The organism is Bacteroides faecis MAJ27, from assembly GCF_900106755.1.
Lineage (GTDB): Bacteria > Bacteroidota > Bacteroidia > Bacteroidales > Bacteroidaceae > Bacteroides > Bacteroides faecis.
Genome location: NZ_FNNN01000003.1, coordinates 211,621 through 227,791 on the forward strand (window position 1 = coordinate 211,621; position 16,171 = coordinate 227,791).

The window sequence follows — 16,171 nt, forward strand, 5'->3', positions numbered from 1 at the left end:
TGATTAATGAATATTTTGATGTGCGAAGATAGTAATTTTATGTATCTTTGCGCCTCCTTTTAAATAGAAAAAGTAATATGCAAGGGATAAAGAATCTGACACATGGTCCTATCAACCGCCAACTGTTCAATCTGGCGATGCCCATCATGGCAACATCGTTTATACAGATGGCATACAGCCTTACGGATATGGCATGGGTGGGACGGTTGGGAAGTGAAGCCGTAGCAGCCATCGGTTCTGTAGGAATCCTGACGTGGATGTCCGGTTCTATCTCCTTATTAAATAAGGTAGGGTCCGAAGTCAGCGTAGGACAATCCATCGGTGCACAAAACCAAGAAGATGCCCGTCAGTTCGCTTCACACAATATCACGATTGCACTGATCATTTCGCTCTGCTGGGGCGGATTGCTTTTCACATTCGCAAGTCCCATTATCCGGATTTACGAGCTCAAAGAGCACATCACGGTCAATGCTATCGAATACCTGCGGATTATCTCCACCGCATTACCGTTCATATTCCTGTCTGCCGCCTTTACCGGTATCTATAATGCAGCAGGACGAAGCAAAATCCCGTTTTATATCAGCGGTACAGGACTGATTATGAACATCATTCTCGATCCCCTGTTTATCTTCGGATTCGGCCTGGGTACAAACGGTGCCGCCTATGCCACATGGCTTTCGCAAGCTACTGTTTTCGCTATCTTCATCTACCAACTACGTTTCCGCAAGGACGCCCTGCTCGGCGGTTTCCCATTCTTCTCCCGCCTGAAGAAGAAGTACACACGGCATATTCTGAAATTAGGTCTGCCCGTAGCTACCCTGAACACGTTATTTGCGTTTGTCAACATGTTCCTCTGCCGCACCGCCTCCGAACAGGGCGGACACATCGGACTGATGACCTTCACCACCGGAGGACAAATAGAAGCTATCACCTGGAATACCTCCCAAGGCTTCTCCACCGCACTTAGCGCCTTTATTGCACAGAATTTCGCTGCCGGACGAATAGAGCGCGTGCTGAAAGCATGGCATACTACCTTGTGGATGACAGGAATCTTCGGTACTTTCTGCACACTGCTGTTCATTTTTTACGGAAACGAAGTCTTTTCAATTTTTGTCCCCGAACAGGCGGCTTATGAAGCCGGCGGTGTATTTCTGCGTATCGACGGATATTCGCAGCTATTCATGATGCTCGAAATCACGATGCAGGGAGTGTTCTATGGCATCGGACGTACCGTACCTCCTGCCATTGTCAGCATCGTATGCAATTATATGCGTATTCCGCTTGCCATCCTGTTTGTACGGATGGGCATGGGAGTAGAAGGCATCTGGTGGGCAGTATGCGTCACAACGATTGCTAAAGGAATGATTCTCTTGGGATGGTTTACCATGATCAGGAAAAAATGCTTAAATCTGCCTTCCGTGTCAACAAGGTAGCCATGTCGTTTGTTATTTAACATATACAAAGATCATCCGGAGTTATTTTAACCTAAAAAGTATGACCTTGGCAAATAATATGTATCTTTGCGTTGTTAATTTATTAAAGTATTATTTTATAAACCTATTAAAAAAACATTGCATTATGAACAAAATGAAATGGATGGTTCTCTTCATGAGTATAACCATTATATTCAGTGGCTGCGCAAGCATGAACAATACGGGCAAAGGTGCCGCAATCGGCGGTGGTTCGGGTGCTGCATTAGGTGCTATCCTCGGCGGTGTTATCGGTAAAGGCAAGGGTGCTGCCATCGGTGCGGCTATTGGTACTGCCGTAGGTGCAGGAACAGGTGCCCTTATCGGAAAGAAGATGGATAAAGCGGCAGCAGAAGCAAAACAGATTGAAGGCGCACAAGTAGAGCAGATAACTGACAACAACGGATTGCAGGCAGTAAAGGTAACATTCGATTCGGGTATTCTTTTCACTACCGGTAATGCGACTCTAAGTGCTGCTGCCAAGTCTGCATTGAGCAAGTTCGCCAACAACGTACTCAACCAGAACAGAGACATGGACGTATCCATCTATGGATATACCGACAATCAGGGCTGGAGAAACAGTACTGCCGAACAAAGTCGTCAGAAGAATCTGAACTTGTCACAGGAACGTGCACAGAGTGTAGCCAGTTATTTGTTGAGCTGCGGCGTTTCATCCAGCCAGATTAAAGGTGTGGACGGAATGGGCGAAAGTGATCCTGTTGCCAGCAACGACACAGCTGCCGGAAGAGAGCAGAATCGTCGTGTAGAAGTTTACATGTACGCAAGTGAGCAGATGATTAAAGATGCACAAGCCGCTTCCCATTAAAAGAATATTGCGTTATGCACGCAACCTGCTGATTTTCTTCTTTGCATCTACCATTCTGGCTGTGATTGTCTATCGGTTTATGCCGGTGTATGTCACCCCGTTGATGGTCATCCGAAGTGTACAGCAGCTTGCGTCAGGAGATAAACCCACGTGGAAACACACGTGGGTTTCTTTTGATAAGATATCTCCCCAACTGCCGATGGCGGTCATCGCCTCCGAAGACAACCGTTTTGCCGAACATAATGGATTTGATTTTATCGAGATCGAGAAAGCGATCAAAGAAAACGAGAAACGGAAACGGAAGCGCGGAGCAAGTACCATCAGTCAGCAGACAGCCAAGAATGTGTTCCTATGGCCGCAATCATCTTGGGTGCGCAAAGGATTCGAGGTTTATTTCACCTTTCTTATAGAGTTGTTCTGGTCGAAAGAACGAATAATGGAAGTATATCTCAACTCTATTGAAATGGGAAAAGGTATTTACGGTGCACAGGCTGCCGCCAAATACAAATTCAATACGACAGCCGCCAAGTTGAGCAAAGGACAGTGCGCACTGATTGCCGCTACGCTCCCCAACCCGATACGGTTTAACTCAGCAAAGCCTTCGGCATATATTTTGAGACGACAAAAACAGATATTGAGACTAATGGACCTGGTTCCTAAATTTCCTCCTGTGGAGAAAAAAGCCATAGAGAAGAAGAATACCAGGAAGAAAAAGAAATAAAGCAATCCCTTTATCCCAGTCTGTATTCCATCAGGAAACAGAACCAGAATAAAGGGATTGTTTCTATCCGTTATTTTATATATGCACTATGCCGGCTCCTCACATCTTTCAATATACGCCAACGGCTCACCTTTATTGACCAGTGCCCCCTGCTTGGCACATACCTCGATCACGCGACCGCTAAAGTTTGCCAACACCTTATCATACGTATTCCAAGGAGTAGCGATATAACAAAATACATCATCCGGCTCATATTTATGTCCCACTTCGGGTGGCATGGAAGGCGATTCCACGTCAATCTCCCAAATGATCCGGCCTTTTTCCATAGCAGTCACCGGTTCGGCTTTCGCACGCTTCATCCGTTTCACTTCTTCTTCCGAGAATCCCTGTTTGGCCAAAGCAGCATCTTTGGCACGCTGCAAGTCGTCCTCGAAACGCTTCTTGGCAACACCCGATTTGTAATCCCTGTATTGACGGTCGTGCATTGCCAGCTCAAAGAGTTCTTCATCATCCTTTCCAAAGTCCCAACCGTTTTCTGTCATTTCTTTGCGATACTCATCCAGCTGGTCCGGATAATTCTTCTGCGGGTCTTCGTCCGTAAATTCATATCCTTTTTCATTTGCCAATGCGATAATTTCGGGAGCAAGTGTACCGGGCAAACGCCCGCTTTTACCCAGAATCATATCCCAGGTATGATTGTCGATCATCGTCCAACGCTCCTCTCCTTTGATAAGAGACATCACATTCATCAATGCCACATTCTTCACATATTGGCTGAACGGAGTTACCAGTGGAGGATAACCAAGTTTTGGCCACACATACTCTACTTCGTCAAACAGCATCACGAGCAAATCGTCAATGCTCAGTTCCGGTTCGTTCTTACCCCTCAATATCATATTAATGCCGGAATGTACTCCTTTCAGATCGGCCATCATAGAGCCCATCATACCTCCGGGAAGTCCGCATTTCAAGAGCAAAGAAGACATATGCTTGTTGGTAGGGTCCATAAAATAGCCCAGAAAATCGTCGATAAACTCCTGCGTCATGGCACGGGCTTTCATATAAGCCTTCATATTAATCTCCGGTACCTGAAATCCTGCATCTTTCAGCATAGCTTGCACGGAGATAACATCCGGATGAACCTTTCCCCACGAAATAGGTTCCATCGCCACATCGATAATATCCGCACCATTCTCACAAACTTCCAGAATAGAAGCCATGGAGAGCCCCGGTCCGCTATGTCCGTGATACTGGATGATGATTTCGGGATGCCGTTCTTTGATTGCTTTCGTCAGACGTCCCAGCATTTCGGGACGACCGACACCCGCCATGTCTTTCAGGCAGATTTCCGGTGCTCCGGCTTCTATCAGACGCTCGGCGATAGCGGTATAATATTCTACGGTATGCACGGGTGAGAACGTAATGCACAACGTTGCCTGCGGAATCATCCCTGCTTCGAGGGCATAACGGATGGAAGGAATAATATTCCTGACTTCATTCAGCCCACAAAAGATACGGGTGATGTCCACTCCTTGCGCATGCTTCACTTTATACATCAGCCGGCGTACATCTGCCGGTACGGGATACATTCGGAGACCATTCAGACCACGGTCGAGCATGTGAGTTTGTATGCCCGCTTCGTGGAAAGGTTTTGTGAAAGCCCGGACGGCTTTGTTCGGGTTCTCTCCATACAGCAGATTGACTTGTTCGAACGCACCTCCGTTGGTTTCTACACGAGAGAAACAACCCATTTCGATAATTAACGGAGCAATTCTTACTAACTGATCGGCACGTGGTTGATACTTGCCGGACGACTGCCACATATCCCGATAAACGAGACTAAATTTGATTTCCTTTTTCATTGCCGTAAATAGATGAGATTTATATTACTTAGGTTAACTAGTTGATACAAATATAGAAAGTTCTCTGACATAATAACAAACATTCAGCGAATAAGTTGGGCTATAAAGATATGTTTAATATCATATTGTCACAAAAACGAAGGAGCAAACGAGTTTCTCACTCGTTGCTCCTTACCGGCATTAATTGTCTGGTTGATGTGTTATCCCAATTTATACAAAATCTTTCAATTCTTGTTGCAAACGTTGGCGTGTGAAGAATATGCGGCTCTTCACCGTTCCGAGGGGCAGGTCCAGTTTCTCTGCGATTTCACGGTATTTAAAACCGGATACGTGCATCGAGAATGGTACTTTATATTCCTTCGGCAGCGCGTTGACGATGCGGTGCATCTCTTTCAAGTCATAAGCGCCTTCCGTACTTTCAAATCCTGAGTCTTGAGGGAGATTCAAGTGATACAGATTGTCGGTCTGATCTACGAATGTCTGGTCACGTACTATTTTACGGTAGTTATTAATAAAGATGTTACGCATGATCGTATACATCCATCCTTTGAAATTTGTATCGGGAACATATTTTTCCTCGTTATCCAAGGCCTTTAATGATGTTTCTTGCAATAAATCATTTGCTTCTTCACGATTGGCAGTTAATTTATAAGCAAAACGAAGCAACTCTTCCTGAACTCCAATTAAATCTTTTCTGAAACTTAAACTTTTCATACTTTAAGGGTTTTACGGTTAATATTTCGTTTCTTTCTTGACATTTGCAAGTTTAAAGGTATTTTATGACTCAAACAGGGGGAAATTCGTCATTTCTTAGGGGGTGAAACTGTCAAATGATAGTTTTCAGGTGCTTTTTGATAGTTTTTAGGTGGTTTAGAACTATTTTTATTCTCTTCTACTTGCTTGGCAATGCAAAATAACTTACTTTTGGCTAGTATTATTAACTAAAAGATAAAGACATGGCTATACTTATTATCGTAGGAATTATCGTATTATTAGGAATCATATTTGCTTCCATGTACAACTCATTGGTGAGACTGAGAAACAACCGTGAAAATGCGTTTGCAGACATCGACGTGCAACTGAAACAACGTCACGATCTTATCCCGCAGTTAGTGGAGACTGTGAAAGGATATGCCTCACACGAAAAAGAAACGCTCGACCGGGTGATTCAGGCACGTAACGGTGCAGTCAGCGCTAAAACGATCGACGAAAAAATAGCAGCCGAGAATCAGTTATCTTCCGCTTTATCGGGATTGAAAATCACTCTGGAGGCTTATCCCGACCTGAAAGCTAACCAGAATTTCCTGCAATTGCAGGAAGAAGTATCCGATGTGGAGAATAAATTAGCCGCTGTACGCCGTTACTTTAACTCGGCAACGAAGGAATATAATAACGCCGTTCAGACATTCCCGTCCAATATCGTAGCAGGTATGGCAGGATTCCGCAGAGAAATTATGTTCGATCTGGGTACCAACGAACGTGCCAACCTGGAACAAGCGCCGAAGATCAGTTTCTAAAAAACGAAGCACACATGCAGTACGTCGGAATTCAAACACAGCAGAGCCGGAACAACCGCCGCTCTGTCTTTCTGTTATTTCTATTTCCTTGCCTGGTAGCAGCACTGCTTTATTTGGCATGCTACTTGCTGGTTGCCCTAGGACATGACGAGAGCATGGAGACAGGGATGCTGGAAATGATCAATCCTTTATTTATCAATGCCCTCCCCTACACAATGGGCATCGTACTGATCTGGTTCCTGATTGCTTTCTGGATGAATACAAGCATTATCAAAGCTGCCACAGGTGCAAAGCCGCTCGACCGCAGGGAGAACAAACGTGTCTACAATCTGGTAGAGAACCTCTGCATGGCGAACGGAATGAAGACTCCTAAAATCAACATCATTGACGACAATTCGCTGAACGCTTTTGCCAGTGGCATCAACGACCGTACTTATACCGTCACCCTCTCAAGGGGGATTATTCAGAAGTTGAACGATGAAGAACTCGAAGCGGTCATCGCCCATGAACTGACTCATATCCGCAACCGGGACGTACGCCTGCTAATTGTCTCCATTGTATTTGTCGGAATCTTCTCGATGCTGGCACAAATCACCTTCTATACTATCACGCACACGCGCATACGCAGCAATGGGAAAAATGGCGGAGGTGTCATCCTCATTATGCTGATTGCTTTAGTAATCGCTGCTGTCGGCTTCTTCTTTGCCAGCCTGATGCGTTTCGCCATTTCACGGAAACGTGAATATATGGCAGATGCCGGGTCGGCTGAAATGACAAAGAACCCGTTGGCACTGGCCAGTGCCCTGCGTAAGATTTCAGATGATCCGAATATAGAAGCTGTAAAACGCGGAGATGTGGCACAGTTATTCATTCAGAATCCCGGCAAGCAGTCAGAAAGTGCTCTCAGCGGCTTTAGCGGTCTCTTTGCCACACATCCCCCTATCGAGAAACGAATCTCCATTCTGGAACAGTTCTAGGGATTTCTGTTTAATTTTCATTAAAGAAAGCAGGGAGACTCCTTATTTTTAGTATATTTGAGTGTTATACATATATACACTAAACTATAACTGATATGAAAACAAAAAAACAAATCCTTATGCTACTGCTGGCTATGCTGGCAGGAATCCCAACTCTTTCCGCACAAACCAAGAAAGAGAAGAAGGAACAAAAGAAAGAAGCTGTCAGACAGCTGATCGTATCAGAAAACTACAAGATAGACGTCAACACAGCTATGCCCATGCGTGGACGTAATATCACTTTGAGTTCTCCATACTCGCTGGAAATCAGAAATGATTCGGTATTCTCTTACCTGCCCTACTACGGACGTGCTTATAGCGTTCCTTATGGCGGAGGAAGCGGGCTGATCTTCAATGCCCCCCTCAAAGAATATACAATGGATTTGGATAAGAAGGGAAATGCAGTTATCAAGTTCTCCGCCCGAAGTCCGGAAGATTTCTTTGAGTTCAGTGCCAAAGTATTCTCGAACGGTACTGCCAGCATTGACGTCATCATGCAGAATCGCCAGTCCATCAGTTATCGGGGAGAACTGGATACAGAGAACAAGAAGTAAAATCCTTAAGAATCACTGTCAGTCTCTTCGCTACCTTTTAATATAGGAAGGCAAATGTGGTATTTCACAGCAAGAATACGCGTGATGAACACCGCTGATCCGCCAACGAGCTGACAGACATAAGATTCCATACCTGCGGCATCGCACAGCCAGTAAGCGATGCCGCCTACTACACATGCCATCGCATAGATCTCTTTTCGAAAAATCAGAGGTATCTCATTAATGAAGACATCACGGATCACACCTCCCGCCGCACCGGTGATACTACCCATAATGATAGCCACCCAGAAGGGATAGCCCAAAGCGATACTTTTGCCCACACCGACTACCGTAAACAGTGCGAGTCCGATGGTATCGAATATAAAAAAGGTATTATTCAAACGAATCAGCCAGCGGCCAAAGCAGATTACCCAGATTAAGGCAAGTCCTGTACAGATTAAATAGATAGGGTTCGTCATCCATCCGGGAGTCACATCCAGCAGTACATCACGAATAGTACCGCCACCGATAGCGGTAGCAAGACCTACAACATAAGCTCCGAACCAGTCGAAACGCTTTGCCGAAGCTAGCCGGATACCACTAATAGCAAAGGCAAATGTGCCTATAAAATCAAGAATCTGAACGAATGTGGGCATATATTTGTTATTTTGTATGCAAAGTAACGAATAAATTCCGTAAGAAAATGTACTTTTGCTACACGAATTAGATAGAAACAATATGAAAATAACAATTGTTGCCGGGGCACGCCCCAATTTCATGAAAATAGCCCCTATCACGCGCGCTATCGAAGCCGCAAGAGGGCTGGGTAAAAGCATTTCCTACCGTTTGGTATATACAGGCAGACGGGACGATACAAGTCTGGATGCTTCCCTGTTTTCGGATCTCGACATGAAAGCTCCCGACGTTTACCTCGGAGTGGAGAGCAGTAACCCCACCAGTCTGGCAGCCGGAATCATGATCGCTTTCGAGCAGGAACTGACGGAGAATCCGGCACATGTCGTTCTGGTAGTGGACGACCTGACAGCAACCATGAGTTGTGCCATCGTAGCCAAGAAACAAGGAATCAAAGTAGCTCATCTGGTAGCCGGTACACGTTCGTTTGACATGAAGATGCCGAAGGAAGTGAACCGTATGATTACCGACGGAATATCCGACTATCTGTTTACCGCCGGCATGGTAGCCAACCGAAACCTGAATCAGACGGGTACGGAAAGCGAAAACGTTTATTACGTCGGCAACATTTTGGTAGACACTGTCCGCTTCAACCGGAACCGACTGCTTAAGCCGGTATGGTTCTCTGTTCTGGGACTTCAGGAAGGCAATTACCTCCTGCTCACCCTCAACCGACGCGTACTACTCAACAACAAAGAGAATCTGCGACAATTGATGGAAACTATGATCGAAAAAGCGGACGGTATGCCTATCGTGGCTCCCATGCACACCTATGTGCGCAATGCGGTCAAAGACCTCGGCATAGAAGCCCCGAATCTCCACATCATGCCTCCGCAGAATTATCTTTTCTTCGGATACCTGATCAACAAAGCCAAAGGAATCATTACGGACTCCGGCAATGTAGCCGAAGAAGCTACGTTCCTCGGCATCCCTTGCATTACGCTCAATACGTATGCCGAACATCCGGAAACGTGGCGCGTAGGAACGAATGAACTGGTCGGTGAAGATCCGTCCGCACTCGCTCGGGCTATGGATACGCTGATGAAAGGCGAATGGAAAAAAGGCGAACTTCCCGAACGCTGGGATGGTCGAACAGCCGAACGAATCGTACAGATTTTAACAAATAAATAACGAAGGCAATGAGTCCGGTTCATTTGTTATTGAACCGGACTCAACTGCTGATTCGCATTCATACTTAATACCTAATACTACCGGAAAGCGAATGAAAAACGGGAGGAAATTCGGTAAAAAACAATGGGGGAAATATTACTTGATTTGAAAAACTAAAAGCTCTGCCCCCCCATGGATAGGGCGCAAAAACCCAATCAAAACCAGTAGAGAAGAGAAGAGTAGAGAAGAGTATATAATTCTATTCTAAAGAAATAGAATTATTAAGAAAGAAAAGAAAGAATTTCGCCGCCGCCAATTTACTTTTTAAACAGACTAATCTGAAAAAACCGGTTGCTTTCAGATTATTTCTTTCCGTACAGAAATGAACTAAATTATAAATTGAGGATTAGGCACGGATTACACGGATTAACACGGTTGTTTTACGTAATCATAGCACTAAAACCGTGAAATCCGTGTAATCCGTGCCTAAATATATTCTTTTCTGATTCGTATGGAGCTCAAACAGTTTTTGGAGACTGCCCCTTTTAAACAGGTATGAACGAATCTCCCATGCAAGGATGAATCAAACTTCTATTAAAGTATTCTACATACAAGTTATGATGGCTCCACATACGGACCGAATTCTGTAAGCTCGGAGATGAAGGCTACTCACCACCGAGATGAAAGTAGCTCACCACCGAGGTGAAAGTAGCTCACCACCGAGGTGAAAATTACTCACCACCGAGATGAGGATGACGCAGAAATGAACAAAAATCAACGGCTGATTCGCTTAAATAACAAAAAACGATGGGTAAAAAAAGTTATATACTCTATTTTACTCAGAGTTATTTGTTAACTTTGCAGCCCTACTACGAACGTTATGATACAACGATATAATAAAATAATAATACTGCTCTTAGTCGTATTTGCAGTTTCAAATGCTTTTGCGCAGCAAATAAAGGGGGTTGTAACTGATTCAGTCACTCATGAACCACTAATGTATATCTCTGTCTACTATCAAGACAAGAGAGATATGGGTACTGTCACCAATATTGACGGAGAATATAAGCTCGACGCACGAAGAAACGGTGGAACGCTTATTTTCTCTTCCATCGGATATGTCAGCAAAACTGTCAAAGTAGGCTCCGGAAATCAGACCGTCAATGTCAAACTCTCTCCGGACGATGTAATGCTCACTGAAGTAGTCGTAAAACCCCAGAAAGAAAAATATTCCCGAAAGAATAATCCGGCAGTTGAATTCATGAAGAAGGTAATCGAACACAAAAAAGCACAGGTGCTCGAAGTGAACGATTACTACCAGTACGACAAGTACGAGAAAATGAAGATGTCCATCAACGACCTGACACCGGAGAAACTGGAAAGAGGTATCTACAAGAAATACTCATTCCTCAAAGATCAGGTAGAAGTATCGGAGACTACCAACAAACTGATTCTCCCGATCTCCGTGCAGGAGACGGCATCACAGACCATCTTCCGGAAAGACCCTGAAAGCAAAAAGACCATCATCAAAGGAAAGAACTCCAACGGTATCGAAGAGTTTTTCTCTACGGGAGACATGCTGGGGACTGTGCTGAAGGACGTTTTTGCAGATATCAACATCTACGACGATGACATCCGGCTGCTCCAACAGCGTTTCGTAAGTCCTATCGGCAACAATGCCATTTCCTTTTATAAGTACTATCTGATGGATACGCTGATGGTAGACAAGCGCGAATGCGTACATCTGACTTTCGTACCGCAGAACTCACAGGATTTCGGATTTACAGGACATCTTTATGTGCTGAAAGATTCGACCTATGCTGTTCAGAAGTGTACGATGAACCTGCCTAAAAAGAGTGGCGTCAACTTCGTCAACCGCATGGACATCGTGCAACAGTACGAGCAACTTCCTAACGGAAACTGGGTATTGGCAGATGACGACATGACAGTAGACCTTTCATGGAGCTCCAACAAAACAGCGGGAGGACTACAGGTAGAACGAACGACTAAATACAGCAATTATAAGTTTGACCCGATAGAGCAGCGGCTGTTCCGCCTGAAAGGCCCTGTGATCAAAGAAGCCGATATGCTTTCGAAGAGTGACGAATATTGGGCGAGTGTGCGCCAAGTACCGTTGACCAAGAAGGAAAGCAATATGGATGTATTCGTCAATCGTCTGGAACAAATCCCGGGATTCAAATATATCATCTTTGGTGCGAAAGCACTGATCGAGAACTTCGTGGAAACCGGTAGTAAAGACCATAAGAGTAAAGTGGATATCGGTCCTATCAACACGATGATTTCGAGCAACTACATCGACGGAACCCGCTTCCGCCTGAGTGGTATGACTACTGCCCACTTTGACAAACACTGGTTCCTGAGCGGATACGGAGCCTACGGTCTGAAAGATGAGAAGTGGAAATATAGCGGAACGCTGACTTACTCTTTCAACAAACGGGATTATGTGGTGTGGGAATTCCCCAAACATTTCATATCTGCTACATACAGTTATGACGTAATGTCTCCGATGGACAAGTTCCTGTTTACGGACAAAGACAACATCTTCCTTTCGATAAAAACAACGACAGTAGACCAGATGTCATATATGCGCGATGCCACCATCAACTACGAACTCGAAACGCTTACGGGATTCGGAGTAAAAGCTATGCTCCGTCATCGAAACGACGAGCCTGCCGGCAAACTGGAATACCTGCGGAATGACGCTGCACAAACCCGTGTGCATGATGTGACGACTTCCGAAGCAAGTGTGACGCTGCGTTATGCTCCGGGAGAGTCTTTTGTCAACTCCAAGCAGCGCCGTGTTCCGGTATCGCTGGACGCTCCTATCTTTACACTGACTCATGCCATGGGCTTCAAAGGCGTACTGGGTGGAGAATACAACTTCAACCGCACGGAAGCAAGCATCTGGAAACGCTTCTGGCTTCCCGCTTCGTGGGGAAAGATAGACTGCAGCGTAAAAGCAGGTGCAGAATGGAATGTCGTCCCTTTCCCGTTATTGATTCTGCCGGAAGCCAACTTGTCATATATCACTCAACGTGAAACATTCTCCCTGATCAACAATATGGAGTTCCTGAACGACCGTTATGCATCCATGTCCCTTTCTTATGACATGAACGGAAAATTGTTCAACCGCATTCCGCTGATCAAGAATCTGAAATGGAGAGAGATGTTCCGTGTCCGCGCCTTGTGGGGAACATTGACCGACAAGAACAATCCATTCAAGAGCAGCAATCCCGATCTCTTCCGCTTCCCGACACGCGACGGCAAGTTCACCAGCTTCGTGATGGACCCCAAAGTGCCGTATATCGAGGGAAGCATAGGTATCTACAACATTTTCAAGCTGCTGCACGTTGAATATGTACATCGTTTCACCTACCGTGACAACCCGGGTATCAATAAGAACGGTATTCGTTTCATGGTATTAATGGTATTCTAAAACTATGCAACCTCTAGCAGAACGGTTACGACCAAAGACATTGGATGATTATATCGGTCAGAAACATTTAGTTGGACCGGGGGCTATCCTGCGCAAGATGATTGATGCGGGACGCATTTCTTCGTTTATCCTCTGGGGACCTCCGGGGGTAGGAAAAACCACGTTGGCTCAGATTATCGCCAATAAGCTGGAAACTCCGTTTTATACGCTGAGTGCCGTGACTTCAGGAGTCAAGGACGTACGTGAAGTGATAGAACGTGCCAAGAGCAACCGCTTCTTCTCGCAATCCAGCCCGATTTTGTTTATTGATGAAATCCATCGGTTCAGCAAGTCTCAACAGGATTCTTTGCTGGGAGCAGTGGAAAATGGCACTGTGACGCTGATCGGCGCAACGACCGAGAACCCGTCATTCGAAGTAATCCGCCCTCTCCTCTCCCGTTGCCAGCTTTATGTGCTCAAGTCTTTGGAAAAGGAAGACTTACTGGAGCTTCTGCAACGCGCCATCGCTACCGATACGGTACTGAAAGAGCGGAAGATCGAACTCAAAGAAACGACAGCAATGCTGCGCTTCTCCGGTGGAGACGCCCGCAAATTGCTCAATATACTCGAACTTGTAGTAGAATCGGACACGGAAGAAACGGTAGTCATCACTGACGACATGGTAACCGAACGTCTGCAACAGAATCCGCTGGCTTATGATAAGGATGGAGAAATGCACTACGACATCATTTCTGCTTTTATCAAGTCCATTCGCGGCAGTGATCCCGATGGCGCTATTTACTGGCTCGCCCGTATGGTAGAAGGTGGTGAAGATCCTGCTTTCATTGCACGAAGACTCGTAATCTCTGCTGCCGAAGATATAGGACTGGCCAATCCGAATGCCCTGCTACTGGCTAATGCCTGTTTTGAGACTCTAATGAAAATCGGTTGGCCCGAAGGACGTATCCCTTTGGCAGAAACAACCATTTATCTGGCAACAAGTCCTAAAAGCAACTCGGCATACAGTGCCATCAACGATGCATTAGAGCTAGTGCGTTCTACCGGAAACTTACCCGTTCCCCTGCATTTGCGTAATGCTCCCACCAAACTGATGAAGCAACTGGGATACGGACAAGAATATAAGTACGCCCACAGCTATGAAGGTAATTTTGTGAAACAGCAATTCTTACCGGACGAACTGAAAGAAAAACGAATCTGGCAACCACAGAATAATGCTGCGGAACAAAAGCATGCAGAACGGATGCAGCAGCTATGGGGAGAAAGATTCAAAAAATAAGCCATAAATTAGCTGTTACACCACATGAATGAACTATTAATTTATGAGAGGATATGCTAATAGCTAATGCAAATAAGACAATAAGCAACTTATAATAACTAGTTAAATTGAAATGAAAATAGTAGTTTTAGACGGCTTTGCCGCCAATCCCGGTGATTTATCATGGGAAGGTTTGAAAGCTCTCGGAGAATGTACCATTTATGATCGTACTGCTCCCGAAGAAGTATTGGAACGCGCAGCCGGAGCTGAAGTGATTCTGACGAATAAAGTAATCATCAACGCCGATCACATGGCTGCTCTGCCCGAGCTGAAATATATCGGTGTACTCGCTACGGGATATAACGTAGTGGATACGGCAGCAGCAAAAGAGCGTGGCATCATTGTCACCAACATCCCCGCATACAGCACAGCTTCTGTTGCACAAATGGTATTTGCGCATATTCTCAATATCTGCCAGCAAGTACAGCACCACTCGGAAGAAGTGCATAAAGGCCGCTGGGCAAACAACAAGGATTTCTGCTTCTGGGATACTCCGCTGATAGAGCTGAGAGACAAAAAAATCGGTCTCGTCGGATTGGGAAATACAGGATATACGACTGCTCGCGTTGCCATCGGCTTCGGCATGCAGGTATATGCTTTGACTTCAAAGTCTCACTTCCAGTTGCCGCCGGAAATCAAGAAAATGGATTTGGATCAGTTGTTCAGCGAGTGTGATATCATTAGCCTGCACTGCCCGCTCACTCCGGAAACTCATGAATTGGTGAATGCACGCCGCCTTGCTCTAATGAAGCCGAATGCTATCTTGATCAATACAGGTCGTGGCCCATTGGTTAACGAACAAGACCTTGCAGATGCACTGAACAGTGGCAAGATTTATGCTGCCGGAGTAGATGTACTTTCTTCGGAACCTCCTCGTGCCGACAATCCGTTGCTGACTGCAAAGAACTGCTACATTACTCCGCATATCGCGTGGGCAAGCACAGAAGCTCGTGAACGTCTGATGAATATTGCCATTAGCAATCTACAGGCTTATATCTCCGGAACACCGGAAAATGTAGTGAATAAGTAAAAGACTATATATTTGAATAATACGGAAAAGGCTGTTTCTTTTTTATTTTGAAACAGCCTTTATACTCTAACCCATCTTACCATTCCTTAAAAGGAAATTAAATCTTATACTAATAAACCTCACGAATATGTTCGAATTAAAGTTTAACCTGAAAGGCACAATTAATAGAAAAGAGTTTCTGCTATCCATGATTCTGTCAATTATAAATTTCATTGTATGTCTGGCAATATCCATGATCGATCTATTTATACACTTTGGAGGCGATTACAAACCGGGAACCACACCTTCATTAAGTTTTTGGGGAGGAATCATTCTGTTTATAACTACAGTTATGATTCTCATAACATTATGGTATTTTCTTGCACAATGTATGAAAAGATTGCGTGATATTTCGTTATCCGGTCTGTGGCTATTGGTATTAGTCGTTCCAATAGCGAATATCTTCCTGTTAGTATATTTATTATTTGCCAAGAGTACTGACAATCCCCCAAAAGACATCTCTGCTTGAAACACGATAGATGAGTTACATAAAAGAAAAGCTATTACAGAGGATGTTATAATTAAAAGAACTCCCCTCATGTAAGTCAACTCCATATCATAGAAATTGCCTTATATAAGGGGA

General features: G+C 44.9%; 14 protein-coding genes. 11 read left to right on the top strand and 3 right to left on the bottom strand.

What is annotated here, in order from left to right; all coding sequences use genetic code 11:
- Nucleotides 1-77 precede the first annotated feature (77 nt).
- The 3 genes from BLW31_RS04195 (at nt 78) to mtgA (ending at nt 3,016) form a co-directional block, all read left to right on the top strand.
- The gene (locus tag BLW31_RS04195) at nt 78-1,433 is read left to right on the top strand and encodes an MATE family efflux transporter (protein WP_010537799.1); all 1,356 of its coding nucleotides are present in this window, start codon (nt 78-80) and stop codon (nt 1,431-1,433) included.
- A 145-nt stretch (nt 1,434-1,578) separates the two neighbouring features.
- Nucleotides 1,579-2,295, top strand: a complete 717-nt coding sequence (locus BLW31_RS04200) for a YiaD family glycine zipper/OmpA-like lipoprotein (protein ID WP_010537798.1) — start codon at nt 1,579-1,581, stop codon at nt 2,293-2,295.
- Nucleotides 2,273-3,016: a monofunctional biosynthetic peptidoglycan transglycosylase gene (gene mtgA, locus BLW31_RS04205; protein WP_029425522.1), complete on the top strand. Its 744-nt coding sequence runs from the start codon at nt 2,273-2,275 to the stop codon at nt 3,014-3,016. Before BLW31_RS04200 ends, mtgA begins: the two co-directional genes overlap by 23 nt.
- An 86-nt stretch (nt 3,017-3,102) precedes the next feature.
- On the opposite strand, the gene BLW31_RS04210 is transcribed toward mtgA, so the two are convergent.
- The gene (locus BLW31_RS04210; RefSeq protein ID WP_010537796.1) at nt 3,103-4,878 is read right to left on the bottom strand and encodes a hydroxymethylglutaryl-CoA lyase-like TIM-barrel protein; all 1,776 of its coding nucleotides are present in this window, start codon (nt 4,876-4,878) and stop codon (nt 3,103-3,105) included.
- Between the two features lie 210 nt (nt 4,879-5,088).
- Nucleotides 5,089-5,592, bottom strand: a complete 504-nt coding sequence (locus BLW31_RS04215) for an RNA polymerase sigma factor (RefSeq protein ID WP_008763441.1) — start codon at nt 5,590-5,592, stop codon at nt 5,089-5,091.
- Nucleotides 5,593-5,834: 242 nt separating this feature from the next.
- Between BLW31_RS04215 and BLW31_RS04220 the strand changes: the two genes are divergently transcribed.
- From BLW31_RS04220 to BLW31_RS04230, 3 genes are all read left to right on the top strand, one after another.
- Nucleotides 5,835-6,395, top strand: coding sequence for a LemA family protein (locus tag BLW31_RS04220; RefSeq protein ID WP_010537795.1), 561 nt, complete (start codon nt 5,835-5,837; stop codon nt 6,393-6,395).
- 14 nt (nt 6,396-6,409) lie between these two features.
- Nucleotides 6,410-7,372, top strand: a complete 963-nt coding sequence (locus BLW31_RS04225) for a M48 family metallopeptidase (RefSeq protein ID WP_010537794.1) — start codon at nt 6,410-6,412, stop codon at nt 7,370-7,372.
- 95 nt (nt 7,373-7,467) lie between these two features.
- The gene (locus tag BLW31_RS04230) at nt 7,468-7,965 is read left to right on the top strand and encodes a DUF4251 domain-containing protein (protein WP_022301535.1); all 498 of its coding nucleotides are present in this window, start codon (nt 7,468-7,470) and stop codon (nt 7,963-7,965) included.
- Nucleotides 7,966-7,970: 5 nt separating this feature from the next.
- Here BLW31_RS04230 and BLW31_RS04235 read toward each other — a convergent pair whose 3' ends face one another.
- The gene (locus BLW31_RS04235) at nt 7,971-8,600 is read right to left on the bottom strand and encodes a trimeric intracellular cation channel family protein (protein WP_010537792.1); all 630 of its coding nucleotides are present in this window, start codon (nt 8,598-8,600) and stop codon (nt 7,971-7,973) included.
- A gap of 82 nt (nt 8,601-8,682) precedes the next feature.
- Between BLW31_RS04235 and wecB the strand changes: the two genes are divergently transcribed.
- The 5 genes from wecB to BLW31_RS04260 all read left to right on the top strand — a co-directional run bounded on the left by wecB (nt 8,683) and on the right by BLW31_RS04260 (nt 16,057).
- On the top strand, nt 8,683-9,768 hold the full coding sequence (wecB, locus tag BLW31_RS04240) for a non-hydrolyzing UDP-N-acetylglucosamine 2-epimerase (RefSeq protein WP_010537791.1): 1,086 nt from the start codon (nt 8,683-8,685) through the stop codon (nt 9,766-9,768).
- An 859-nt stretch (nt 9,769-10,627) separates the two neighbouring features.
- Nucleotides 10,628-13,204, top strand: coding sequence for a DUF5686 and carboxypeptidase-like regulatory domain-containing protein (locus BLW31_RS04245; protein WP_022301048.1), 2,577 nt, complete (start codon nt 10,628-10,630; stop codon nt 13,202-13,204).
- 4 nt (nt 13,205-13,208) lie between these two features.
- Nucleotides 13,209-14,480 carry a replication-associated recombination protein A gene (locus tag BLW31_RS04250; RefSeq protein WP_022301049.1) on the top strand — a complete coding sequence of 424 codons (1,272 nt, stop codon included), beginning with the start codon at nt 13,209-13,211 and terminating at the stop codon, nt 14,478-14,480.
- Between the two features lie 112 nt (nt 14,481-14,592).
- A complete protein-coding gene (locus BLW31_RS04255) occupies nt 14,593-15,549 on the top strand; it encodes a D-2-hydroxyacid dehydrogenase (RefSeq protein WP_010537788.1) in 957 nt (318 codons plus the stop codon).
- Between the two features lie 127 nt (nt 15,550-15,676).
- Nucleotides 15,677-16,057 carry a DUF805 domain-containing protein gene (locus BLW31_RS04260; RefSeq protein ID WP_010537787.1) on the top strand — a complete coding sequence of 127 codons (381 nt, stop codon included), beginning with the start codon at nt 15,677-15,679 and terminating at the stop codon, nt 16,055-16,057.
- Nucleotides 16,058-16,171: the final 114 nt, after the last annotated feature.

Excerpts from the sequence above, each read along its gene's own strand:
- mtgA (WP_029425522.1), top strand. The coding sequence starts at position 2,273 with ATGCACAAGCCGCTTCCCATTAAAAGAATATTGCGTTATGCACGCAAC.
- BLW31_RS04210 (WP_010537796.1), bottom strand. The coding sequence starts at position 4,878 with ATGAAAAAGGAAATCAAATTTAGTCTCGTTTATCGGGATATGTGGCAG.
- BLW31_RS04225 (WP_010537794.1), top strand. The coding sequence starts at position 6,410 with ATGCAGTACGTCGGAATTCAAACACAGCAGAGCCGGAACAACCGCCGC.
- BLW31_RS04195 (WP_010537799.1), top strand. The coding sequence starts at position 78 with ATGCAAGGGATAAAGAATCTGACACATGGTCCTATCAACCGCCAACTG.
- BLW31_RS04260 (WP_010537787.1), top strand. The coding sequence starts at position 15,677 with ATGTTCGAATTAAAGTTTAACCTGAAAGGCACAATTAATAGAAAAGAG.
- BLW31_RS04255 (WP_010537788.1), top strand. The coding sequence starts at position 14,593 with ATGAAAATAGTAGTTTTAGACGGCTTTGCCGCCAATCCCGGTGATTTA.
- BLW31_RS04215 (WP_008763441.1), bottom strand. The coding sequence starts at position 5,592 with ATGAAAAGTTTAAGTTTCAGAAAAGATTTAATTGGAGTTCAGGAAGAG.
- BLW31_RS04230 (WP_022301535.1), top strand. The coding sequence starts at position 7,468 with ATGAAAACAAAAAAACAAATCCTTATGCTACTGCTGGCTATGCTGGCA.
- wecB (WP_010537791.1), top strand. The coding sequence starts at position 8,683 with ATGAAAATAACAATTGTTGCCGGGGCACGCCCCAATTTCATGAAAATA.
- BLW31_RS04200 (WP_010537798.1), top strand. The coding sequence starts at position 1,579 with ATGAACAAAATGAAATGGATGGTTCTCTTCATGAGTATAACCATTATA.
- BLW31_RS04220 (WP_010537795.1), top strand. The coding sequence starts at position 5,835 with ATGGCTATACTTATTATCGTAGGAATTATCGTATTATTAGGAATCATA.
- BLW31_RS04250 (WP_022301049.1), top strand. The coding sequence starts at position 13,209 with ATGCAACCTCTAGCAGAACGGTTACGACCAAAGACATTGGATGATTAT.
- BLW31_RS04235 (WP_010537792.1), bottom strand. The coding sequence starts at position 8,600 with ATGCCCACATTCGTTCAGATTCTTGATTTTATAGGCACATTTGCCTTT.
- BLW31_RS04245 (WP_022301048.1), top strand. The coding sequence starts at position 10,628 with ATGATACAACGATATAATAAAATAATAATACTGCTCTTAGTCGTATTT.